Here is a 20,692-nt window from a genome sequence, read left to right on the forward strand (position 1 = left end):
AACCGGCCGAACTTTCGGGCGGCCAGCAGCAACGCGTGGCGCTTGCCCGCTCGCTTGTCATGGAACCGAAGGTGCTGCTGCTCGACGAGCCGCTTTCCAATCTCGACGCAAGATTGCGTCTGGAGATGCGCACCGAATTGCAGCGCGTGCAGCGCGAGAGCGGTGTGACCATGGTGTTCGTAACTCACGACCAGGACGAAGCGCTGGCGCTTGCCGACCGCATCGTTGTCATGAAGGATGGCGTTATCGAGCAGCTTGGCACACCCGAAGAAGTCTACAACACCCCGTCCTCGCGTTTCGTGGCAGACTTCGTGGGCTTCGAGAACATTTTCGCGCTCGAGCAGGGAAAGCTCAAGACGGACGCGGGATTGAAGCCACTTTCCGGCACTGCATCTGTTGAAGCTGCCGGCCTTGCCTGGCGACCGAATGCGGTCGCGCTCGGGGAAGGGCAATTCAAGGGCGAGGTCCGCGGTGTCGCTTTCGCAGGCGGGACGCGTGAATATCTCATCCAGTCCCCGATTGGCGCGATCAAGGCGGAGATGGATGCAGCTGCACCCATATTCGAGCCGGGCAGCGAGATCGCTTTTGACCTGCCGCCCGAGCGCGCGGCCATCCTCCAGCGTATGTGAGTGCAAGCATGGTGTGGATCGATACGGATATGGGATTTGACGACATTCAGGCAATCCTGATGGTCGATCACTCCCGTTTCGACATAGCCGGTGTTTCACTTGTGTTCGGCAATGCGCCCATGGCGCAGGTCCGCCGCAACGCTTCGCGGGCGAAAGCCTTTTTCGGTTGGAATTTTCCCATATTCGCGGGTGCTCACCAATCGGTTCTCGGGAAGGTGGAAACCCCGATCCATGTTCTGGGACCGCAAGGGATGCCCACGCGCGGACGTATTCTGCCTGAGGCACCGGAACTGGAGATGACGCCTGCTCTTGCCGCCCTGGCCGAATGGCTTGAGGGGCTCGAGGAACCCGGACGTATCCTGGCTCTGGGGCCGCTGACCAATATTGCGATCCTAGCACTTGCGCGCCCGGATCTGAGATACAAGATCGGCGCGATCACCTGGATGGGTGGTGGTGCCACCCGCGGCAACCACACACCCTCAGCAGAATTCAACGCCTTCGCAGACCCGGAGGCACTGGCCATCGTTCTTGCGAATGATCTGCCTCTGCGTGTGGCCGATCTCGATCTTTGCCGACAGGTTCAGATCACGCCGCAGGATGTCGAGGACCTCGCTGCAGCCAATACCGAGCGTTCCAAACTGCTTGCTGATCTTCTCGGCGGCTTTCTCGACATCGCGATCTCCCGCGGGCGGCCTTCCATGTCGCTTTATGATCCGACCGCTGCGGCAGCCTTCATTGCGCCCAATGCCTTCCAGTTCAAACCCGCCTTCGTGTCGGTCGAACTTGCAAGCGAAAAGAGCCGGGGGCGTACGATCGTGGACCAGCGCGAGGGTGTCGAGGCAAACGTTTCCTGGGGCATGCGCGCGGATGCCGAGCGGGTGCGTGCCCTGGCGCTTGAGGCCATTGCAGAGGCCTGCTTCGAATGATCTCTCGCGGGAACTTTGGCGATCGCCGCCTGCGTGACCGGGCGGTTGCTGCCGCGCGCGGGGAAGGAGCCTTCGACCTTCTCATCAAGGGCGCGACGCTTCTGGACGCGGTGACGGGGGAGTTGCGTCCTGCCGATATCGGCGTGACCGGCGCACTCATTGCGAGCGTCCACGCGCCTGATGCCCGCCATGACGCGGCTGAGGTGTTCAAGGCCGACGGGCTTTTCGCCACACCGGGCCTTATCGACATGCATATGCATGTGGAAAGCTCGATGGTGACACCGGCCGAATATGCGCAGGCAGTCGTGCCACGCGGGGTGACCACCGTGGTCTGGGACCCGCACGAATTTGCCAATGTGCACGGACTGGAAGGCGTGCGGTGGGCCATCGAGGCTGTGCGCGAACTGCCGCTGCGCGTGCTTGTGCTTGCACCATCCTGCGTGCCCGCAGCACCAGGCCTTGAGCTGTCGGGTGCGGATTTCGGTGAAGCCGAGCTGGCACAGATGCTGGCCATGCCCGAAATTTCCGGCATTGCCGAAGTCATGAACATGCAAGGGGTTATCGACCGGGATAACCGCATGACCGGCATCATGCAGGCGGGACTGGAAAGCGGTAAACTGATCTGTGGCCATGCGCGTGGCTTGTCCGGTGAGGCACTCAATGCCTTCGCAGCCGCGGGTATCGGCTCCGACCATGAACTGACCTGCGCGGACGACCTTATGGAAAAGCTGCGGGCCGGGTTCACGATCGAGCTTCGCGGCTCCCACGATCACCTTCTGCCCGAGATGGTGGAGCGACTGAATGCGCTCGGTCATCTGCCGTCGACCCTCACGCTTTGCACGGACGACGTCTTCCCTGACGATCTTCACCGTCGCGGAGGGCTAGACGATGTCGTGCGCAGACTGGTGCGTTATGGAATGCCGGTCGAATGGGCGGTGCGTGCGGCAACGCTGCACGCCAGCCATCGCCTCAAACGCCATGATCTCGGCTTGATCGCACCGGGGAGGCGGGCCGATATCGCGCTTTTCGCGGACCTGCGGGATCTCAAAGCAGAAGCCGTGGTCACCGACGGAGCGATTGTGGCGCGTGAGGGAAGATTGCTGGCTGCCGCACCACGGCTGGATGTTGCTCCTCTTGAAAGGTCGGTGAAGGCTGACCGGGTCGCCGCTGATGATTTCAGGGTTTCAGGCCAGGGCAGAAAAGTCCGGGTTGCGACCATAGACCGTCCGCGCTTCACAAGCTGGGGCGAAGCGGTGACTTCCGTCATCAACGGCTTTGTCGTGCCGCCGGAGGGATCGACATTGATCAGTGTCATCCACCGCCACGGCAAGGCGCCCGCCACGCCGCGGACGGGCTATCTGCGCGAGTGGGGGAAATGGCGCGGTGCATTTTGCACCACCGTTTCCCATGACAGCCACAATGTCACGGTCTTCGGTGGCAACGAGGAAGACATGGCACTGGCGGCGAACTTCGTCATCGAAGCTGGCGGCGGGATGGCCGTCGCAAGTGAGGGCAAGCTTCTTGCCTCGCTCGCTCTTCCTCTATCGGGACTTGTCTCGGATGCTCCGCTTGCCGAGATCGCTGAGCGGTTTGAAGCCATACGCGACGCAATGGAAAAGGTGGTCGACTGGCAGCCGCCCTATCTTGTCTTCAAGGCCTGCTTCGGCGCGACGCTTGCCTGCAATGCAGGACCGCATCAAACGGATCTGGGGATCGCAGACACTACGAGAGCAAGTGTTCTCGGCACTCCGGTACTGGAAGTGCTGGAGTAGAAAAAACCGGCGGCTCGTAGCCGCCGGTTCCGCGTTGATCAGATCTTGGGCTTGCCCAGATCCTGCCGACTGGCTTCCGACTTGGCTGTGTCGGAGATGCGCTTTGCAGCATCTTCCAGATTGTCCTTTGCCGCACTTGCAGCAGACTTGTCGCCGGGTGCGGCGCTGTCGGCCTTGGCCTTTTCTTCCCTGGCGATGTCTCGCGCCTCGGAGGCTGCGGCACCGGCGACCTTCCTGGCCTTTTCCGCCTCTTCGCGGAAGATGCGTTCGGCGTCCTCGAAGACCTGGTCGCTATAGCTGCCCATGGCGTCGTCTTCCGCACGGGTCCGCGGTAGGGCGGCACCGACTGCAGCGCCTACGGCAACCGCCAGCGCGCCGGCCACGAGAGGCTGATCATTGAAGAAATCAACAATCTCCTTCTTGCCCAGCGATGCGGCCTGCTCGGCGCGTAGCTGAGCCTGATAGGCGGCTTCACGCGCCTTGACGACGCGATCCCTGGCTGCGGCACTCATCGTCTCGGTGCCTTCGTGCAGGCGACGACGCATGTCCTCGGCCGAGGCCCTTGTGCGGCGGCCCAGATGATCGGCCTGTTCGCTCATGCGATCCCAGCGACTGGAGACGGCAGAACCCATATCGCTCATCGTATTCGAGGCGGAACCGGCAGCGCTGCTCGCACCGCCCTTGATCGTGCCGGCGGCATTCCGGAGACTGTCACCCGCAGAACCGGAGGAACCGGTATGGGAGACTGCGCTGTCACCTGCGTTGCGACGGGAATCCCCGTACATCATCCATGCCAGTCCGATGCCGGTCAGCGCTAGAGCGATGGGATTTTCCTTCGCCGAACGGCCGACCGACTGCGCCACGTCGCCGCCATGGCGGCTGACCTGATCGACGAGCTGACGTGCGATGCCTTCGACAGAAAACTTCTCCTGCAAGGCGTTGAGCGACTGGCTCAGGGCAGCGCGTTCCTGCTCGATGTCGCGTTCGATTTCTGCAGCGCTGCGGGTATCATGACTCATTGTAGCTCTCCTTGACTGCAGCGGCATCGCGGCGGACATTGCGGCTGGTGCGGGTTGGGGCGAGGCTCGACAGCTTCAGATCGCCCATGCCCTTGCGCGCCAGGATGTAGGCAATCAGCGCCAGCACGACGCCCACGATGAGCGCGGACCATCCGGCGGGAATGCCCGCCTCGGTCAAGGCCGTCACGAGGGCGGCGGCAAGGATGTTGAGGGCGGTGAGAGCAATCACGACGCCGCCAACGATCATGCCGACGGCTGCGCCTGCATGTTTCAGATTGTCGTTGATCTCGGTGCGCGCGAGGTCGAACTCGCCACGGACCAGATTTGTCGCATGGCTCAGCACGTCACCGAAAACGCTGCGTGCGCTTGTCTTTTGGGTATGTTCGCTCATGGCTTGCTCCCCGACACTGTTGTTCCGGTTGTGCTGGACACGGCTGGACTTGCAGGTGCTGCAGGGCTCACCGTCGATGCCGGTGCAGGTGTTGATGCCTGCGTTGGAGTTGTGCTCTGAGCGTCATTCTTCTGCGAGGCGACTGCAAAGCGGCTTGCAACAAAGCCGAGGGCGGCGGCACCACCAAGGAAGGCGGCCGGATTGTTTCGCGCAAAGCTGTTCAGATTGTTCAGCATCTCGCCAAAACTTTTGCCGCGCAGCGAATCCGATGTGCCTGAAAGACCGTCCGCAATCTGCTGAAAGGTCTTGGCCTGCATGGAATCCGAGCCAAACTCGTTGGAAGCGTTCTTGAGTGCGGAAGCGATGCCCGCGATCTCGTCGGCTAGCGAAGATTTCGCACCTTCCGCGCGCTTCTCGACTTCGGCTTGAGCAGCGCCGACCGTCTGCGACGCTTTCGTCTTAAGTTCTTCTGTAGTTCTGGTTGAATCGACCATCGGGAACCTCCTTTAGGCGATGAGGCTGAGGACGAAGAGCACCACAACCACGAGCCCGATCGTGTAGAAAATACTGTGCATGACTCTCTCCTGTTGTCGTTCTCACAATCTGTGGAAAGGGCTTTTGTTCCTTGAAATCGGGAAGGCCCGGCAAAGGAGAAGAGGCAGCCCGACCGCACGCGCTGCGGTCTGTCTGCGATCGAAGTTCAGTTTATCCGTCGGGCTGTGAAGCGCGTTGGTGCTACGCGCTCTCTCGGACCACCAGCCGCCCCAGGAACATCCTGTCGAGGTTCTTCGCCTCGCGGCTTTCCAGAACATCAACGAGATAGTTCGCCATGTCGGTTATCGGCTGGCGATAGGTAGTGAGCTGGTAGTTCGGGCTCGCGGCTTGCGGCACATCGTCGAATCCGATGACGGCAACATCGCCAGGCACTTCAAGGCCGAGGCGATGCCGGATCGTGTCTATTGCGCCGAGTGCCAGCGCGTCATTCTCGCAGACGATGATGTCGGGAATGTCTTCCCGTCGGGTATCGTGGAAGGTCTCGTACACGATCTGCGCGCTCAACAGCGGATCATAGGCAGCAACCGCCGCGGAGCCGGGAGTCGAGCCGCGATTTTCGTTCCACGCGCGCATGAAGGTTTCCTTGCGCATCAGATGGGCAGATGTCGTGCGCGGTCCCGCCAGATAGAACGGGCGCTGATAGCCGCGAGCCAGCACATATCGGGCGATCTCACGCGTTGCTGCCTCATCATCCACGCATATGGATATGGTGTTGGGATCCTCCGATCCGCGGGCAAAGATGATCAGCTTCTTGAAGCGCCTCGCCAGATGTGCGGTGCGCAGAACCTCATCGTCGAACTGCAGGCCGATCAGGATGGTGGCGTCGACGCGCCTCTGGCTCGCGTTGAGCAAAGCGGGTGCGGCATCGTCAGGGTCGAGCGTGTTCACGAGGAGGGTGTCCCAACCACGGCTGCGCAGCGCGCGTGTCAGGCGTTCGAGCATCACCAGCTTGTGAGGATTGGCAAAGTCGTCGATCAACAGCGCAACGAGGTTTGACCGGGTGGATGCCAGCGCGGCCGCATGGAGATCCGGCACATAGCCAAGCGATTGCGCAGCGGCCATCACGCGAGAGCGCGTCTTGGGCGAAATCGAAGCATCCTTCTTGAAGGCCCGATTGACCGTCCAGCGGGATACCCCCGCAGCTTCTGCCACATCGTCAGCAGTGACGTTTCCCTGCACTTCACTCTCGCTCAATATTCATTTCCCTGACCGGTTGCGCCGCGAAGACCCGTTCGAGCCGTCGCGTTATCCTTAGCTTTAAAAGGCATCAAATGCACGCGAGTTGCACGCGCGTGCAAAAAAGTCTTGCACACGCGTGCAAATTTGCTAATCCTACATCCGAGCGGCGCAGGGGAGGCGTCGCAGGTCTGGGAGGACTTCATGCTGAAAGTCGGGTTGCTCGGCGCGGGCCGCATTGGCCAGGTGCACGCGGCAAGCATCAGGAACAATCCACGTTCGACCCTGGTTGCGGTGTCGGATGTGCACGAGCAGGCTGCGGAGAAACTTGCCGCGGAATCGGGTTCGCAGGCGCGCAGGACGGAAGCCGTGCTCAACGATCCCGAAATTGATGCGGTATTGATAGCGACCTCGACCGATACCCATTCGGACCTGATAGAAGCTGCATCTGCGGCTGGCAAAGCGGTGCTGTGCGAGAAGCCGGTCGACCTGTCGCTCGAACGCGCGAAGACGTGCCTTCGAAATGTCGCTGCCACGGGGCAGCCCGTCATGATCGGATTCAACCGCCGTTTCGACCGGAATTTCTCGGCACTGAAACAGGCGAGCCAGCGCGGTGACATCGGCAAGGCGGAACTGCTGGCAATCACCTCCTTCGATCCGGCTCCGCCGCCTGTCAGCTACATCAAGGTTTCCGGCGGGCTTTTCCGCGACATGATGATCCATGATTTCGACATGGCGAACTTCATCATGGGCGAGCAGCCAGTGCAGTTGCGTGCTGTTGGAAGTTCACTCGTCGATCCTGAAATCGGGGAAGCGGGAGATGTCGACACCGCCGTGGTCACTCTGACCTATGCGGACGGACGCATCGCAGTCATCAAGAACAGCCGCCGCGCGGTCTACGGCTATGACCAGCGCGTGGAGCTTCTCGGTTCCAAAGGTCTGCTGCAGGCCAACAACATGCTGGAAGACACGGTCGTCAAGTCGACCGCTGCCGGCGTGAGTTCGGCAAAGCCCACCTACTTTTTCCTGGAGCGTTACATGCCGGCCTATGCCGCGGAGTGGGAAGCCTTCGTTTCCGCGCTTCTCGACGGCAATGACCTGCCCGTCACGCTCGATGACGGTGTGGCCGCACTGGCGATGGCCGAGGCGGCAACGGAATCTGCTCGTACCGGAAAGGCGGTGGATCTGGCGAGCTGATGGTCGGGATCGCGCTACTCCCCGGGGAGGGGGACGGGCGCGAAACTGCAATGTCCGCAGCAACATGCGACGGACGTAACCGCGGTTCACACTTGTGCCGCAAAACCCTTAGGGAGGAAAATCCATGAACAAACTTCTTGCTTCGGTCGCCATGGCGGCGACGATTGCAGCGGCGGTTCCGGCCGTGGCTGCCGATATCATCGTCGTTGCTCACGGACAGGCGAACGACCCTTTCTGGTCGGTGGTCAAGAACGGTGTGCAGAAAGCCGGTGAGGACACCGGTGCGAATGTCGAGTTCCGTTCGCCGGAAACCTTCGACATGGTGCAGATGGGCCAGCTGATCGACGCCGCAGTCAATCAGGAGCCGGACGGGCTGGTTGTATCCATTCCTGATGGCGATGCGCTTGGACCGTCCATCGAACGCGCCGTGGCGGCAGGCATTCCGGTCATCTCGATGAATTCCGGTTCGGATGTCGCTGCCGAGCTTGGCGTGCTGCTGCATGTCGGGCAGTCGGAGTTCGACGCCGGCAAGGCTGCAGGTGAGAAGCTTGCGGAAATGGGCGGCACCAAGGGTATCTGCGTCAATCAGGAAGTGGGCAATGTCGCTCTCGACTTGCGCTGCGAGGGCTTTGCTGAAGGCTTTGGCCAGGAAGTCACCGTTATCCCGACCGTAAACGATCCGGCTGAGGTTCAGTCGAAGGTGCGTGCTGCACTGGAATCCGATCCCGATGTCGACACCGTACTTGGCCTGGGCGCCTCGCTGGTAGGCGAGCCTGCCGTGGCAGCCGTCGAGGCTCTCGGCCGTGATGATGTTCTGGTTGCCTCCTTCGATCTTTCGGCAGGCTTCCTTCAGGCCGTAGCTGACGGCAAGGCTGCCTTCGCCATTGATCAGCAGCAGTTCCTGCAGGGCTACCTTCCAGTGGCTTTCCTCGCTCTTCATGCCGAATACGGTCTGATGCCGGGTGGTGATGTTCCATCGGGTCCGAACCTCGTCACGCAAGAAGCAGCGGGCCAGGTTATCGAGCTGTCTGCGCAGGGCATTCGCTGATCTGACGTCATCGGGCCGCGCGTCCAGTGCGTGCGGCCTCATCATCCGCAATGGAGGAGACCATGGTGGCCGATACACAGGCACATGAGGACGAGCGCCTGCGCGCAGAGTCTTTTGTCACAAAACTCATGAAGAAGCCGGAGCTGGGAGCGATAGGCGGTGTCATTCTGGTGACGCTGTTCTTCCTGGCAACAGCCGACAGCACAATGTTTACCCTCTCGGGTATCATGAACTTCATGACACCGGCCGCGCAGCTTGGCATTCTCGGCATCGCCGCGGCCATGCTGATGATCGGTGGAGAGTTCGACCTGTCGATCGGTTCCATGGTGGCCTTCGCAGGCATGGTCTTCGGGGTTTTCACCGTCAATCTGGGATTGCCACTTATCCTGGCCATTCCGATGACGATGGCCTTCGCCGCATCCATCGGCGCCGTCAACGGCTCGATTGTGCTGAAAACCGGGCTGCCTTCCTTCATTGTAACATTGGCTGGTCTGTTCATCCTGCGCGGTGCTTCACTGGTCGGTCTGAAAATCTTCACCGGCGGCTCGACGCAGCTTCGCGGCGTGCGGGACGCGGTTGAAGGAGACTGGCTGGCACCGATCTTTTCGGGCGACGCCTTCGCAGGCTTATTCGGCTGGCTGGCCTCTCTGGGCATCATCGAAACCTTCAAGAACGGCGCCCCGAAGATTCCGGGCATCCCGGTCGAGATCCTCTGGTTCATCGCCTTCGCGCTTGTGGCGACCTATATCCTTCTGCGCACGCCGGTCGGCAACTGGATCTTCGCCACGGGCGGGGACACTGATGCTGCAACCAATTCCGGCGTGCCGGTTCGACGGGTGAAGATCTCTCTCTTCATGCTGACAGCCTGTGCAGCCGCACTCGTCGCGATCATCACGGTCATGGATGCAGGCTCCACCGACGCACGGCGCGGCTTCATGAAGGAATTCGAGGCCATCATCACGGCAGTGATCGGCGGTTGTCTTCTGACCGGCGGCTACGGCTCGGCGATTGGCGCTTTCTTCGGTGCCATCATTTTCGGGATGGTCACCATTGGATTGACCTACACGGATTTCGACCAGGACTGGTTCCAGATCTTCCTTGGCGGAATGCTTCTTCTGGCGGTGGTCTTCAACAACGCGATCCGCAAACGCGTAACAGGGGAGCGCTGATATGACATCCGATGCAAAACCGGTTCGCGATGGTGTGGAGGCGGCCGCCCGACCCATCATCCACATGGAAGACATCAAGAAGCACTTTGGCAATGTCATCGCCCTCAACGGAGTGACGTTCGACGTGATGCCGGGCGAGTGCCACTGTCTTCTGGGCGACAACGGCGCAGGCAAGTCGACCTTCATCAAGACGATGTCAGGCGTTCACAAGCCGACAGGCGGCCAGATCTTCTTCGAGGGCAAACCACTTTCCTTCGCCAGTCCCCGCGAAGCGATGGAAGCGGGTATCGCGACCGTCTTCCAGGATCTGGCAATGATCCCGCTGATGTCGGTGACCCGCAATTTCTTCATGGGACGCGAGCCGACCAAGGGCCGGGGGCTGTTCAAGCGCTTCGACCTTGACCGCGCCAACGAGATCACGATGCAGGAAATGCGCAGAATGGGTATCAATCTGCGCGCGCCGGATCAGGCGGTGGGGACGCTGTCGGGTGGCGAACGTCAGACGGTGGCGATTGCCCGGGCGGTCTATTTCGGTGCGAAGGTGCTGATCCTGGATGAGCCGACTTCCGCGCTTGGCGTTCGGCAGACCTCGAACGTGCTTTCCACCATAGACCGGGTGCGCAAGCAGGGCGTCGGCGTCGTCTTCATCAGTCACAATGTCCGCCATGCTCTTGCCGTTGGCGACCGGTTCACGGTTCTCAACCGCGGCCAGACGCTAGGCACGGCCGTTCGAGGTGAGATCAATGCCTCCGAATTGCAGGACCTCATGGCCGGCGGACAGGAGCTTGCGCAGCTCGAGGGTTCCCTCGGCGGCACGATCTGAACCGCATTTGTAGGCAGGCGGCAGATTGGTTCTGCCGCATGTCGATGTTCACGCAGAAGAGCGGATTTCGCCATGACTGACCCTTCAAAGCGGGCGCTGTGTGTCGCGCTGATTGGCACCGGCTTCATGGGCAAGTGCCATGCGATGGCATGGAACAATGTCGCCACCGTCTATGGGCTGCGGCGACCCAGGTTGAAGGTGTTGTGCGACATCGACCACTATGCGGCTTTGGCGCATGCTGCCTCATTCGGCTTCGAACGCGCCGCAACCGACTGGGAAGCTGTCGTCGCTGACCCGGAAGTCGATATCGTCTCCATCACCACGCCAAACGGGCTGCACAGGCCCATGGCAGAAGCCGCGCTCAGGGCGGGCAAGCATGTGTGGCTGGAAAAGCCCATGGCGCTTACACTTGAGGATGCGGATGCCATGGCACGACTTGCCCGATCGCTCCCGCAGCAGGTGACCCTTTTGGGGTACAACTACCTGCGCAGCCCGGCATTCAGGGCAGCACAGGCAATGATCTCACGTGGAGACATAGGTGAGCCTCACGCCTTTCGCGGTGTTTATGACGAAGATTACAGCGCGGATCCCGCTCTGCCCTGGTCGTGGCGCATGACCCGAGCTGCCGGTGGCCTGGGTGCTCTCGGCGATCTGGGCTGCCACCTCGTCAGCCAGATGCTCGCGCTCATGGGTCCGGTCAGCGAACTGACCGCCATGACCCGGATTTCGGTTCCCGAGCGACCATCTCCCGATGGCCCCAGAAATGTCGAGAACGAAGACAGCGCCATGGCGCTCATCCGCTTTGCATCAGGGGCCCAAGGCAGCTTCGCAACATCACGTGTAGCCCGGGGCCGTAAATGCCGACTGCAATGGGAAATCCACGGCACGGACGGAACGATCCTGTTCGACCAGGAAAACATGAACGAGCTGTGGGTGCATCGGGCTGGGGAAGCGGGCTTCACGCGGCATCTCTCCGGGCCGGAGCAGCCTGAATTCGCGGCGTTCTGTCCGGCTGCCGGGCATAATTTCGGCTTCAACGAGATGAAGGTGGTCGAGGCGCACGATCTTCTTGTCGCCATAGAAGGTGGAGCGAATGCCGGGCCGGATTTCATCGAGGGATTGGCCATCGAACGCATCATCCACGCAATGGCGACTTCAAACGGTAGCCCCGTTGCATTGGGAGGGGAAGCATGAAGGATCTTGACGTCATCACCATCGGCCGCGCCGGAGTGGACCTCTATGGAGCGCAGATCGGCGGTCGGCTGGAAGACATGGGCAGCTTCGACAAATATATCGGCGGATCTCCCACCAACATCGCCTGCGGCACGGCAAGACTCGGTCTCAGATCGGCATTGATCAGCCGGGTGGGCGACGAGCATATGGGGCGCTTCATACTCGAACAGCTTGCGCGGGAAGGCGTCTGCACCGACGGTGTGAAGACAGACCCGGAGAGGCTCACGGCCCTGGTCATTCTCGGCATCCGCGATCAGGAGCAGTTTCCGCTGATTTTCTATCGCGAGAACTGCGCGGACATGGCTCTTTGCGAGGATGATATCGACGAGGCTTTCATCGCGCGTGCCCGCGCTGTGGTGGTGACCGGGACGCATCTATCCCATCCGCGCACCGAAGCGGCAGTTCTCAAGGCGCTGAGACTTGCAAGGAAGCACGGTCTGCGTACCGCGCTGGACATCGACTACCGGCCGAACCTCTGGGGTCTGGCGGGCCACGGAGATGGTGAAAGCCGCTTCGTGGAAAGCGAGGAGGTCACGCGCAAGCTGCTCTCAACGCTGCACCACTTCGACCTCGTCGTGGGCACGGAAGAGGAATTTCACATTGCCGGCGGCTCGACAGACACGGTGAAAGCACTTCGGCGTGTCCGTGAAAATTCTGCAGCGACATTGGTGTGCAAGCGCGGCGCCCTCGGCGCTGTTGCCGTTGTTGGTGATGTTCCCGCAAATCTGGACGACGCACAGTCCGGCGAAGGTTTCCCGATCGAGGTCTTCAACGTTCTTGGTGCGGGAGACGGGTTTTTCTCCGGTCTCCTGAAGGGCTGGATGGAAGACGCGGATTGGCCGACCGCGCTCAAATACGCCAATGCGTGCGGTGCCTTTGCCGTGTCGCGACATGGCTGCACACCAGCCTATCCCAGCCTTGAAGAGCTGGAGTTCTTTCTAAAGCGCGGAGTGAAACGACCGGATCTGCGCAACGATTTCGAACTGGAACAGGTGCATTGGGCGACCAACCGCCATGGCGACTGGAGCGCGGTGAAAACCTTCGCCTTCGACCATCGCCTGCAGCTTGAGGAAATGGAGGGCTACAGCCTTCCCAAGGCGAGCGCGTTCAAGGAGCTGTGTCTTGAAGCCGCTCTGAGGGTGCAGGACGGCAAGCCGGGCTTCGGCATTCTGTGCGATGGACGCATAGGCCGCTCGGCCCTGCACGCTGCCTCCGGCTCGGGTCTGTGGATCGGGCGTCCGGCAGAACTCCCCGGCTCGCGTCCCATCGAATTCGAGCAGGAGCTGGGTCCCGACCTTGGCCGCCTGAGGGAATGGCCAAGGGAGAATGTCGTCAAGCTCCTGGTCTTCTGTCATCCGCGAGATGACGCCGAAATGCGCAAGCTGCAGGAAGAGCGCGTGCTGCGCCTGTTTACCGCTGCGCGGCGAAACAATCTCGAATTCCTGCTTGAGGTCATTCCCTCGAAGGTCGCACCCGTCGATGATGAGACCACGGCCACGCTGATCCAGCAGTTCTATGATGCAGGCATCTACCCGGACTGGTGGAAACTGGAGCCTTTCAAGACGCAGGCGGCCTGGAACAATGCCGTACGGGCGATCGAGCGCAATGATCCGCGCACGCGCGGGATCGTGGTCCTGGGACTGGATGCACCGGAAGCCGACCTGGCCGAAAGCTTCGCGCTTGCGGCCCAACGCCCGCTCGTCAAGGGCTTTGCGGTGGGCAGGACCATCTTCGCCGACGTTGCACGTGCATGGTTCAAGGGCCAGATCAGCAGTGCCGAGGCGGTGGAGCAGATGGCACAACGGTATTCACGGCTTTGCAATATCTGGGACGAAGCTCGCACGAATGCCCGTTTGAACGCGGCCTGAGGAGAAGCGTGATGGCAAAGACTATCAGATTGACGGCTGCACAGGCCATGGTTCGATGGCTGGCTGCACAGATGACCGGGGACGGCGAGCGTTTCGTTGAAGGCATCTGGGGCATTTTCGGCCACGGCAATGTTGCCGGATTGGGCGAGGCTCTGGAAAAGTCGAAGCAGGATTTTCCCACCTGGCGCGGACAGAACGAACAGACAATGGCGCACACTGCCATTGCCTATGCCAAGGCGATGAAACGCAGGCGCGCAATGGCCGTGACCACCTCGATCGGACCGGGTGCGACGAACCTCGTGACGGCGGCGGCGCTCGCCCATGTCAACCGCCTCCCGATCCTGTTGATCCCCGGTGACGTGTTCGCCAACCGCCGGCCCGATCCGGTACTGCAGCAGGTTGAGTCCTTCGAGGACGGAACGGTTTCGGCCAATGATTGCCTTCGTCCGGTCTCCCGCTATTTCGACCGGATTGCACGACCAGAGCAGTTGCTTACCGCCCTGCCGCGGGCGCTGGCGACGATGACCGACCCCGCCAGCTGCGGTCCGGTCACACTCGCATTCTGCCAGGACACCCAGGCTGAAGCCTATGACTATCCCGCTGAGTTCTTCGAACCGCGCATATGGCGCATCCGCCGTCCGCAGCCGGACCTGCAGGAAGTCGAAGATGTCGCCGCACTGCTCAGATCTGCCACGTCGCCTTTGATCGTTGCCGGGGGAGGGGTGATCTACTCGCAGGCGGAGGCTGCCCTGGCGCGTTTTGCGGAGACCCACAACATTCCCGTGGTTGAGACGCAGGCCGGCAAATCGGCGCTGCCTCAAAGCCATCCCCTCAATTTCGGAGCAAGCGGCGTGGATGGTTCCGCTGCTGCCAACGCCCTTTCTTCAAAGGCTGATCTCGTGATCGGGGTGGGCACGCGTTTCCAGGATTTTACCACGGGATCCTGGGCACTTTTCGGGAACCCGGAGCGGCGATTGGTTTCCATCAATGTCGCCGCCTATGACGCAGTCAAACATGGCGCCCTCCCCGTCATGGGTGACGCCAGGGTGGCGCTGGAAGCCATTTCCGCCGCTCTGGGTTCCCACCGCGCTGCTCCACCGAAGCTTGAGTTGCGCGAGACATGGCTCAAGGCAGTTGACGAACATTGCCGCGACCGCCAGCGTCCGGCGGGAGAGTTGCCAAGCGACGCGGAAGTCATCGGCGCCGTGCAACGCGCGGCGAACGAAAACGCGATAGCCATGTGCGCGGCAGGCACAATGCCCGGAGCCTTGAAGCTTTTGTGGCAGCCAAGCCAGGGTGGCTATCACATGGAATACGGCTTTTCCTGCATGGGCTACGAGATTGCCGGGGCCATGGGCGTCAAGCTGGCAGCGCCCGAGCGCGAAGTGATCTGCTTCGTCGGTGACGGCTCCTACATGATGGCCAATTCGGAACTGGCGACCGCTGTCATGCGGCGAATTCCCTTCACGGTCGTCCTTACCGACAACCGCGGATATGGCTGTATCAACCGCTTGCAGCAGGCCTGCGGCGGTGAGGAATTCAACAATCTCTACAAGGACTGCAATGTCGAGCAACAGCCGCAGATCGACTATGTGGCCCATGCGGCATCCATGGGCGCCCATGCCGTGAAGGCGGAAAATATCGCCGACCTAGAGGCAAGAATTGCAGAGGCGCGCAGCCGCGACATTCCGACGGTCATCGTGATCGAAACCGATCCTCGCGAAGGTCCGGGCTTCGGCGAGGCGGGTCACTGGTGGGACGTCGCCGTGCCGGAAACCGGGCAAACCGACAAGCTTGCACGTGCCTATGCAAGCTACCTCGAAAACCAGCAACGCCAGCGCCTCGTCAACTGAGCGAGACAGGAGAAGAAATGGTCCGTTTCGGCACGAACCCGATTGCCTGGGCAAATGATGACGATCCCATGCTGGGCGCGCATATACCGACTGAACGCATACTTGATGAGGCTGGTCGCCAGATCGGTTTCGATGGCATCGAGAACGGGCATCGCTGGCCCGCCGATCCCGAAGAGCTGAGGGTACTGATGGAGAAGGCCGGTCTCGCCTTCATCTCCGGATGGCACTCCCTCAATCTGCTTTCGCACTCCGTGGAAGAGGAAAAGCGTGCAATCCAACCACATCTCGACCGGCTGAAGCACAATGGGTGCAAGGTTTGCATCGTCTGCGAGACCTCGAATTCGGTCCAGGGACAGCCAAAGGCGCTGACGGAGCGCGTTGTGCTTTCTGAGGATGAGATGAAGGAATTCGCCGCCAAGGTCGAGGAGATCGCCCGTTTCTGCAACGCGCAGGGCATTGATCTTGTCTACCATCACCACATGGGGACGGTGGTGCAGACCCCCGACGAGATCGATGCTTTCATGGCGGCCACCGGCCCGGCTACCAAGCTGCTCTTCGATGCCGGCCATTGTTCGTTCGGCGGTGGCGACCCGGTTGAGGTGCTCAGTCGGCATGTTGATCGCGTGGGACACTTCCACGCCAAGAACGTGCGCCCTGCAATCCGGGAGCGCGTCGAGCGTGAAGGCTTGTCATTCATGGATGGCGTGCGTGCGGGCGTGTTCACGGTCCCTGGTGATCAGGAAGGCGAGGTGGACTTTGCGCCCCTTCTGAAGCTCCTGGCCGAGCATGATTATGACGGCTGGATCGTCATCGAGGCCGAGCAGGATCCCGATATCTACAATCCGCTGCTCTACCAGACGCTTGGCCTTGCCACCTTGAAGCGGCAGGCTGCAGAAGCCGGTTTGATCTGAAGGAGAAATGCCATGTCCGACCTTCTCAAGCGTCCCTTCGGCGCCCACGGAAAAGTACATCAGATTACGCCGGAAAGCGCGGGATGGCGCTATGTCGGCTTCGACCTGTGGCGCATCCGCGAGGGCGAAAAAATCTCCGACCGGACGGGAAGCGACGAAGTCATCCTCGTTATGGTTGAAGGCAAAGCCGAAATCGCGGGAGCCGGACGCGATTGGGGTGAGTTGGGCGAGCGGATGAACGTGTTCGAGAAGACGCCGCCACACTGCCTCTATCTGCCAAACGGCTCCGACTGGTCTGCAATCGCCACGACGGACTGTACCATTGCGGTCTGCAAGGCGCCCGGCAGTGGCGGGCACGGGGCGCGCAGGATCGGACCCGACGGCATCACCCTGACCAAGCGGGGCGAGGGCAGCAATGCGCGCTACATCAACAATATCGCCATGGAGAACGAAGACTATTGCGACAGCCTGCTTGTGACCGAGGTCTTCACTCCGGCAGGCAACTGGTCCTCCTATCCTTCCCATCGCCATGACGAGGATGACTACCCGCGTATCACCTATCTTGAAGAGACCTACTACCACCGCCTCAATCCCGCGGACGGTTTCGGCATCCAGCGTGTCTACACCGATGACCTGCAATTGAACGAAACCATGGCCGTACACGATGGCGACGTTGTTTGCGTTCCGCGGGGACATCATCCCTGTGGCGCACCTCACGGTTTCGAGATGTACTACCTGAACGTCATGGCCGGCCCCCTGCGCAAATGGCGTTTCGTGGCCGCGCCGCCGGTTGAACATCTCATGTGACCAGCCGCTTTCTCGCCGAGGAATTTTCAATGAATTCATTTCAGCTGTCCGCATGCGCGGAAATGCTCTGGCCCGACAAGCCAATCGAATGGCGTGCGGCACGGCTTGCGGAGCGGGGACTGGGCGTGGGTTTGTGGAACTGGCCCGACCACGACCTCGCCCGTCTGGAGAAGGCGGGCGCGAACTACACGATCATGAATGGCTATCTGGTGGGGCGTCTTGCAGACGCCGAAGGTGCGGACATGCTGCTGGCCTCGGTGCGCGAGACCGCCGGGATAGGCAAACGGCTCGGCGTCGAACGACTCAATCTGCACGGAACGGGTTTGGGAGACGGGGGCATTCCCGTCCCGAACCACGGTGCCTTCTCACCGGGTATGGAGTTGCGGGCCCGCGACACGCTCAACCGGATCTGCGACATCGGCGAGGAGATGGGCCTCGTATTCACCCTTGAAAACCTCAATCCGCTGGACCATCCCGGATGTCCGTTCGGGTCGACTGCGGCAGTTCTGTCTCTGGTTTCAGCGGTCAACCGGCCACAGCTGCGCATCAATCTCGATCTCTATCACACGCAGATCGGCGAAGGTGATCTCATCCGCTGGTGTGAAGCCTGTCTTCCCTGGATCGGTGAAGTGCAGGTGGCCGACAATCCCGGCCGATGTGAACCGGGAACCGGCGAGATAAACTATGCGGGCATAGCCCGTGCCCTGCACGATATGGGCTATGCGGGCCCGGTGGCGATGGAGGCGTTCGCCGCAGATGACAGCGATGCTGCCGTGGATGCATTCGTGGATGCATTCACGTTGTGACCGATCACCTGCGTCCAGCGGTGGACGGTCGCCAGAAGGGCAGGGTGAAGAGACCGCTTTCAGGCGGCCAGTTCCTGCTCCACCAGCGTGGTCCAGAAATTCACGCCGGTGGGGATGGCGTTGTCGTTGAAGTCGTAGCCAGTATTGTGGTGCAATGCGCCGTCAATGGCAGGACCGTTGCCGAGCCAGACATAACAGCCCGGTACCTCGCCTGCGAAATAGGCGAAATCGTCACCCGCCGTTGAAGGCGGGAAGCTGGTGCGCACCTTGTCACCGCAGACCGTCTGAGCCGCGCAAAGGGCGCGCCTGGTCGTGTCGGCCTCATTGACCACCGGCGGGATGCGGCGAATGAATTCGTAATCCGCCCTGATGCCGAACATGTCCGCCACGCCGTGGGCCAGGCGGCCGATCTCTTCTTCAAGCTGGTCGCGCACTTCGGGCGTATAGGCGCGCGCCGTGCCTGCAATGTCGATGAAATCGGGAATGACGTTCAGCGCCTTCGGGTCGCCTGCCTGCACCGAACAGGCGCTGACGACGGCGGGCTGCAGCGGGTCGACCACGCGTCCGACGATCGACTGAAGGCTGGAGATGAACTGGCCGGCCGCCGTGATGGGATCGCGGCCCAGATGCGGCTTTGCACCATGGGTGCCGACACCCGTCAGCCGCACTTTCCAGCTGTCGGAGGAGGCAAGCTGCGGGCCTTCGACCACCGCCATCTCGTCGATCGCAAGCCCCGGCATGTTGTGCAGTCCATAGACCGCATCGCAGGGAAAAAGCTCAAACAGACCGTCTTCGACCATGCGCTTCGCGCCGCCCCGGCCCTCTTCCGCGGGCTGGAAGATGAAATGCACCGTGCCGTTGAAGCTGCGGCGTTTGGCAAGCAGGCGTGCTGCACCGAGCAGCAAGGTCGTGTGCCCGTCATGTCCGCAGGCATGCATCTTGCCGGGTACGGTGGACTTGTAGGGACGGTCGGCGGTCTCGGGCATGGCGAGCGCATCCATGTCGGCGCGCAGGCCGATTGAGCGCGGGCCATTGCCAACTGTCAGCGTGCCGACGACGCCCGTGCCGCCCAGCCCGCGATGTACGTTCAGGCCGGCCTCTTCCAGATGCTGTGCGACAATGGCGCTTGTGCGCTCTTCCTCGAATCCGAGTTCGGGATGAGCGTGAAGATCACGGCGAAGCGCAACCAGAAATTCCAGATCCTGTTCAAGATCAGACTTATTCATCCCGCGCCCTTTTCATTGCCGCTTGCCTCTGGGTAAAAGAACAGCCTGCACGGTCACAATGGCTGCGCCATCCGTTCTTTTCGAACCAAGAAATCCATTGGAAACAGCTGCTTTTAACGCGGGGCGGGACTTCTCACAATGATGCAGAGTGATCTTGAGGCCCGTCCACAGGACTTTTGGCAGGAACTACACGCGCCGGGCCGGTTCAGGACAGCACCCGAAGAGGGGCACCGCGTGGCATATCCGGCCGTTCTGCCGGATGGCCGACAACTCCTTCTGCCCATCCGCGTGCGCGATGAAGGCCGCAATGCGCTCGCCTCGCTCATCCTTAACCAGGCGAGCTTCGAAGTGGTGGATGCCCTTGCCGAAGCGCTTGCCGAAAAGGTCAAGACATATGAGCCGGATGTGGTGGTGGGTCTGCCAACCCTCGGCCTGACACTTGCTGCAAGCCTCGCGCGTGCGCTCGGTCACAGCCGTTACGTCCCCCTCGGGACTTCGCGCAAGTTCTGGTATGACGAGAGCCGTTCGGTGCCCATGCGCTCGGTCACGAGCCCCGACCAGCAGAAGCGCCTTTATGTCGATCCGCGCATGATGCCGCTGATCGAAGGCCGCCGCGTGCTGCTCGTCGATGACGTCATCAGCTCCGGCACATCTATCGTCGCCGGTCTGCGCCTGATGAAACTCTGCGGCATCAAACCCGTCGCCATCGCTGCCGCCATGCTGCAGACGGAACGCTGGAAGCCGATGCTTGAGAAAGAAGAGACGGGCGCGACGGACAAGGTTGTCGGCGTGTTCAAGACGCCGCTGCTGCGCCCCAACGGGACAGGGGGCTGGGTCGAAGAGGCCGCATAGCCGAGCCCAAGGCCCGCCATGCACTGAAAACACGAAAGTACCAACGTGTCTGCTCCTGTAGCTTTGGCACTTGTCAAAGCCATTCTCTCCAAATATACCATAGGGGAGTATAGTAGGACGTCCAGCAATGCCCAATCGCCCCGAAGACAAGAAGCGCATCCTGACGCGTGTTCGCCGCATCAAGGGTCAGTGCGAGGCGCTGGAGCGAGCATTGGAAGAGGGCGCCCCATGCGGCGGTATCCTACAGCAGATTGCGGCGGTGCGGGGCGGCATGAACGGACTGATGGCGGAAGTGCTCGAAGCACATATCCGTGACGAGTTCGGTGGCGAGCGCGCTGATGCTCACGAAAAGATCCAGGACCTGATGGCGCTGGTTCGCAGCTATCTGAAATGAAGGCGCACACTCCGATGGGAGTGGTCACGCCTATGGA

At 61.2% G+C, this 20,692-nt stretch carries 20 protein-coding genes; 15 read left to right on the plus strand and 5 right to left on the minus strand.

Translation table 11 applies throughout. The features are described 5' to 3' along the window. The 3 genes from EL18_RS15865 to EL18_RS15875 form a co-directional block, all read left to right on the plus strand. The coding region (locus tag EL18_RS15865; RefSeq protein ID WP_036486587.1) for an ABC transporter ATP-binding protein at nucleotides 1-629 on the plus strand (629 nt) is incomplete at its 5' end. An 8-nt stretch (nucleotides 630-637) separates the two neighbouring features. Then, on the plus strand, nucleotides 638-1,555 hold the full coding sequence (locus EL18_RS15870) for a nucleoside hydrolase (RefSeq protein ID WP_036486589.1): 918 nt from the start codon (nucleotides 638-640) through the stop codon (nucleotides 1,553-1,555). Then, entirely contained in the window at nucleotides 1,552-3,327 is a 1,776-nt protein-coding gene (locus EL18_RS15875) for an adenine deaminase (RefSeq protein ID WP_036486591.1), read from the plus strand. The genes EL18_RS15870 and EL18_RS15875 overlap by 4 nt, the downstream gene beginning before the upstream one ends. Nucleotides 3,328-3,365: 38 nt before the next feature. Here the strand turns inward: EL18_RS15875 and EL18_RS15880 are convergent, their stop codons facing one another. The 4 genes from EL18_RS15880 to EL18_RS15895 all read right to left on the minus strand — a co-directional run bounded on the left by EL18_RS15880 (nucleotide 3,366) and on the right by EL18_RS15895 (nucleotide 6,486). Further along, complete coding sequence (locus EL18_RS15880) at nucleotides 3,366-4,346, minus strand: DUF3618 domain-containing protein (RefSeq protein ID WP_036486593.1); 981 nt, start codon at nucleotides 4,344-4,346, stop codon at nucleotides 3,366-3,368. After that, nucleotides 4,336-4,737 (minus strand): phage holin family protein, encoded by a 402-nt coding sequence (locus EL18_RS15885; RefSeq protein WP_036486595.1) that lies wholly within the window; start codon nucleotides 4,735-4,737, stop codon nucleotides 4,336-4,338. The genes EL18_RS15880 and EL18_RS15885 overlap by 11 nt, the downstream gene beginning before the upstream one ends. Further along, nucleotides 4,734-5,231: a hypothetical protein gene (locus EL18_RS15890; protein ID WP_051914400.1), complete on the minus strand. Its 498-nt coding sequence runs from the start codon at nucleotides 5,229-5,231 to the stop codon at nucleotides 4,734-4,736. Before EL18_RS15890 ends, EL18_RS15885 begins: the two co-directional genes overlap by 4 nt. A gap of 241 nt (nucleotides 5,232-5,472) precedes the next feature. Beyond that, nucleotides 5,473-6,486, minus strand: coding sequence for a LacI family DNA-binding transcriptional regulator (locus EL18_RS15895; RefSeq protein WP_051914402.1), 1,014 nt, complete (start codon nucleotides 6,484-6,486; stop codon nucleotides 5,473-5,475). Between the two features lie 186 nt (nucleotides 6,487-6,672). Here EL18_RS15895 and iolG point away from each other — a divergent pair, with 186 nt between their 5' ends. From iolG to EL18_RS15945, 10 genes are all read left to right on the plus strand, one after another. Further along, a complete protein-coding gene (iolG, locus tag EL18_RS15900; protein ID WP_036486597.1) occupies nucleotides 6,673-7,665 on the plus strand; it encodes an inositol 2-dehydrogenase in 993 nt (330 codons plus the stop codon). Nucleotides 7,666-7,789: 124 nt separating this feature from the next. Further along, nucleotides 7,790-8,713: a sugar ABC transporter substrate-binding protein gene (locus EL18_RS15905; protein WP_036486600.1), complete on the plus strand. Its 924-nt coding sequence runs from the start codon at nucleotides 7,790-7,792 to the stop codon at nucleotides 8,711-8,713. 62 nt (nucleotides 8,714-8,775) lie between these two features. After that, nucleotides 8,776-9,882: an ABC transporter permease gene (locus EL18_RS15910; RefSeq protein ID WP_036486601.1), complete on the plus strand. Its 1,107-nt coding sequence runs from the start codon at nucleotides 8,776-8,778 to the stop codon at nucleotides 9,880-9,882. A 64-nt stretch (nucleotides 9,883-9,946) separates the two neighbouring features. Continuing rightward, complete coding sequence (locus EL18_RS15915; RefSeq protein ID WP_036487060.1) at nucleotides 9,947-10,705, plus strand: ATP-binding cassette domain-containing protein; 759 nt, start codon at nucleotides 9,947-9,949, stop codon at nucleotides 10,703-10,705. Nucleotides 10,706-10,777: 72 nt separating this feature from the next. After that, nucleotides 10,778-11,899 (plus strand): Gfo/Idh/MocA family protein, encoded by a 1,122-nt coding sequence (locus tag EL18_RS15920; protein ID WP_036486603.1) that lies wholly within the window; start codon nucleotides 10,778-10,780, stop codon nucleotides 11,897-11,899. Beyond that, nucleotides 11,896-13,806: a bifunctional 5-dehydro-2-deoxygluconokinase/5-dehydro-2-deoxyphosphogluconate aldolase gene (locus tag EL18_RS15925; RefSeq protein ID WP_036486605.1), complete on the plus strand. Its 1,911-nt coding sequence runs from the start codon at nucleotides 11,896-11,898 to the stop codon at nucleotides 13,804-13,806. The genes EL18_RS15920 and EL18_RS15925 overlap by 4 nt, the downstream gene beginning before the upstream one ends. Nucleotides 13,807-13,817: 11 nt before the next feature. Next, nucleotides 13,818-15,659, plus strand: coding sequence for a 3D-(3,5/4)-trihydroxycyclohexane-1,2-dione acylhydrolase (decyclizing) (iolD, locus tag EL18_RS15930; RefSeq protein ID WP_036486607.1), 1,842 nt, complete (start codon nucleotides 13,818-13,820; stop codon nucleotides 15,657-15,659). A gap of 17 nt (nucleotides 15,660-15,676) precedes the next feature. Then, nucleotides 15,677-16,570: a myo-inosose-2 dehydratase gene (iolE, locus tag EL18_RS15935; protein WP_036486609.1), complete on the plus strand. Its 894-nt coding sequence runs from the start codon at nucleotides 15,677-15,679 to the stop codon at nucleotides 16,568-16,570. 12 nt (nucleotides 16,571-16,582) lie between these two features. Further along, nucleotides 16,583-17,377 (plus strand): 5-deoxy-glucuronate isomerase, encoded by a 795-nt coding sequence (iolB, locus tag EL18_RS15940; protein WP_036486611.1) that lies wholly within the window; start codon nucleotides 16,583-16,585, stop codon nucleotides 17,375-17,377. A gap of 29 nt (nucleotides 17,378-17,406) precedes the next feature. After that, nucleotides 17,407-18,183 (plus strand): TIM barrel protein, encoded by a 777-nt coding sequence (locus EL18_RS15945; RefSeq protein WP_036487062.1) that lies wholly within the window; start codon nucleotides 17,407-17,409, stop codon nucleotides 18,181-18,183. A 59-nt stretch (nucleotides 18,184-18,242) separates the two neighbouring features. Here the strand turns inward: EL18_RS15945 and EL18_RS15950 are convergent, their stop codons facing one another. Continuing rightward, nucleotides 18,243-19,409 carry a M20 aminoacylase family protein gene (locus EL18_RS15950; RefSeq protein ID WP_036486613.1) on the minus strand — a complete coding sequence of 389 codons (1,167 nt, stop codon included), beginning with the start codon at nucleotides 19,407-19,409 and terminating at the stop codon, nucleotides 18,243-18,245. A 138-nt stretch (nucleotides 19,410-19,547) separates the two neighbouring features. Here EL18_RS15950 and EL18_RS15955 point away from each other — a divergent pair, with 138 nt between their 5' ends. Both EL18_RS15955 and EL18_RS15960 read left to right on the plus strand, forming a co-directional pair. Next, on the plus strand, nucleotides 19,548-20,261 hold the full coding sequence (locus EL18_RS15955; protein ID WP_051914405.1) for a phosphoribosyltransferase: 714 nt from the start codon (nucleotides 19,548-19,550) through the stop codon (nucleotides 20,259-20,261). A 127-nt stretch (nucleotides 20,262-20,388) separates the two neighbouring features. Then, nucleotides 20,389-20,655, plus strand: coding sequence for a metal/formaldehyde-sensitive transcriptional repressor (locus EL18_RS15960; RefSeq protein WP_036486615.1), 267 nt, complete (start codon nucleotides 20,389-20,391; stop codon nucleotides 20,653-20,655). Nucleotides 20,656-20,692 lie beyond the last annotated feature (37 nt).

Origin of the sequence: Nitratireductor basaltis (assembly GCF_000733725.1) — a bacterium.
Lineage (GTDB): Bacteria > Pseudomonadota > Alphaproteobacteria > Rhizobiales > Rhizobiaceae > Chelativorans > Chelativorans basaltis.

What these genes read in the sequence shown, in the direction of transcription:
- EL18_RS15870 (WP_036486589.1), top strand. Translation starts at nt 638, where the DNA reads ATGGTGTGGATCGATACGGATATGGGATTTGACGACATTCAGGCAATC.
- EL18_RS15875 (WP_036486591.1), top strand. Translation starts at nt 1,552, where the DNA reads ATGATCTCTCGCGGGAACTTTGGCGATCGCCGCCTGCGTGACCGGGCG.
- EL18_RS15880 (WP_036486593.1), bottom strand. Translation starts at nt 4,346, where the DNA reads ATGAGTCATGATACCCGCAGCGCTGCAGAAATCGAACGCGACATCGAG.
- EL18_RS15885 (WP_036486595.1), bottom strand. Translation starts at nt 4,737, where the DNA reads ATGAGCGAACATACCCAAAAGACAAGCGCACGCAGCGTTTTCGGTGAC.
- EL18_RS15890 (WP_051914400.1), bottom strand. Translation starts at nt 5,231, where the DNA reads ATGGTCGATTCAACCAGAACTACAGAAGAACTTAAGACGAAAGCGTCG.
- iolG (WP_036486597.1), top strand. Translation starts at nt 6,673, where the DNA reads ATGCTGAAAGTCGGGTTGCTCGGCGCGGGCCGCATTGGCCAGGTGCAC.
- EL18_RS15905 (WP_036486600.1), top strand. Translation starts at nt 7,790, where the DNA reads ATGAACAAACTTCTTGCTTCGGTCGCCATGGCGGCGACGATTGCAGCG.
- EL18_RS15910 (WP_036486601.1), top strand. Translation starts at nt 8,776, where the DNA reads ATGGTGGCCGATACACAGGCACATGAGGACGAGCGCCTGCGCGCAGAG.
- EL18_RS15915 (WP_036487060.1), top strand. Translation starts at nt 9,947, where the DNA reads ATGGAAGACATCAAGAAGCACTTTGGCAATGTCATCGCCCTCAACGGA.
- EL18_RS15920 (WP_036486603.1), top strand. Translation starts at nt 10,778, where the DNA reads ATGACTGACCCTTCAAAGCGGGCGCTGTGTGTCGCGCTGATTGGCACC.
- EL18_RS15925 (WP_036486605.1), top strand. Translation starts at nt 11,896, where the DNA reads ATGAAGGATCTTGACGTCATCACCATCGGCCGCGCCGGAGTGGACCTC.
- iolD (WP_036486607.1), top strand. Translation starts at nt 13,818, where the DNA reads ATGGCAAAGACTATCAGATTGACGGCTGCACAGGCCATGGTTCGATGG.
- iolE (WP_036486609.1), top strand. Translation starts at nt 15,677, where the DNA reads ATGGTCCGTTTCGGCACGAACCCGATTGCCTGGGCAAATGATGACGAT.
- iolB (WP_036486611.1), top strand. Translation starts at nt 16,583, where the DNA reads ATGTCCGACCTTCTCAAGCGTCCCTTCGGCGCCCACGGAAAAGTACAT.
- EL18_RS15945 (WP_036487062.1), top strand. Translation starts at nt 17,407, where the DNA reads ATGAATTCATTTCAGCTGTCCGCATGCGCGGAAATGCTCTGGCCCGAC.
- EL18_RS15950 (WP_036486613.1), bottom strand. Translation starts at nt 19,409, where the DNA reads ATGAATAAGTCTGATCTTGAACAGGATCTGGAATTTCTGGTTGCGCTT.
- EL18_RS15955 (WP_051914405.1), top strand. Translation starts at nt 19,548, where the DNA reads ATGATGCAGAGTGATCTTGAGGCCCGTCCACAGGACTTTTGGCAGGAA.
- EL18_RS15960 (WP_036486615.1), top strand. Translation starts at nt 20,389, where the DNA reads ATGCCCAATCGCCCCGAAGACAAGAAGCGCATCCTGACGCGTGTTCGC.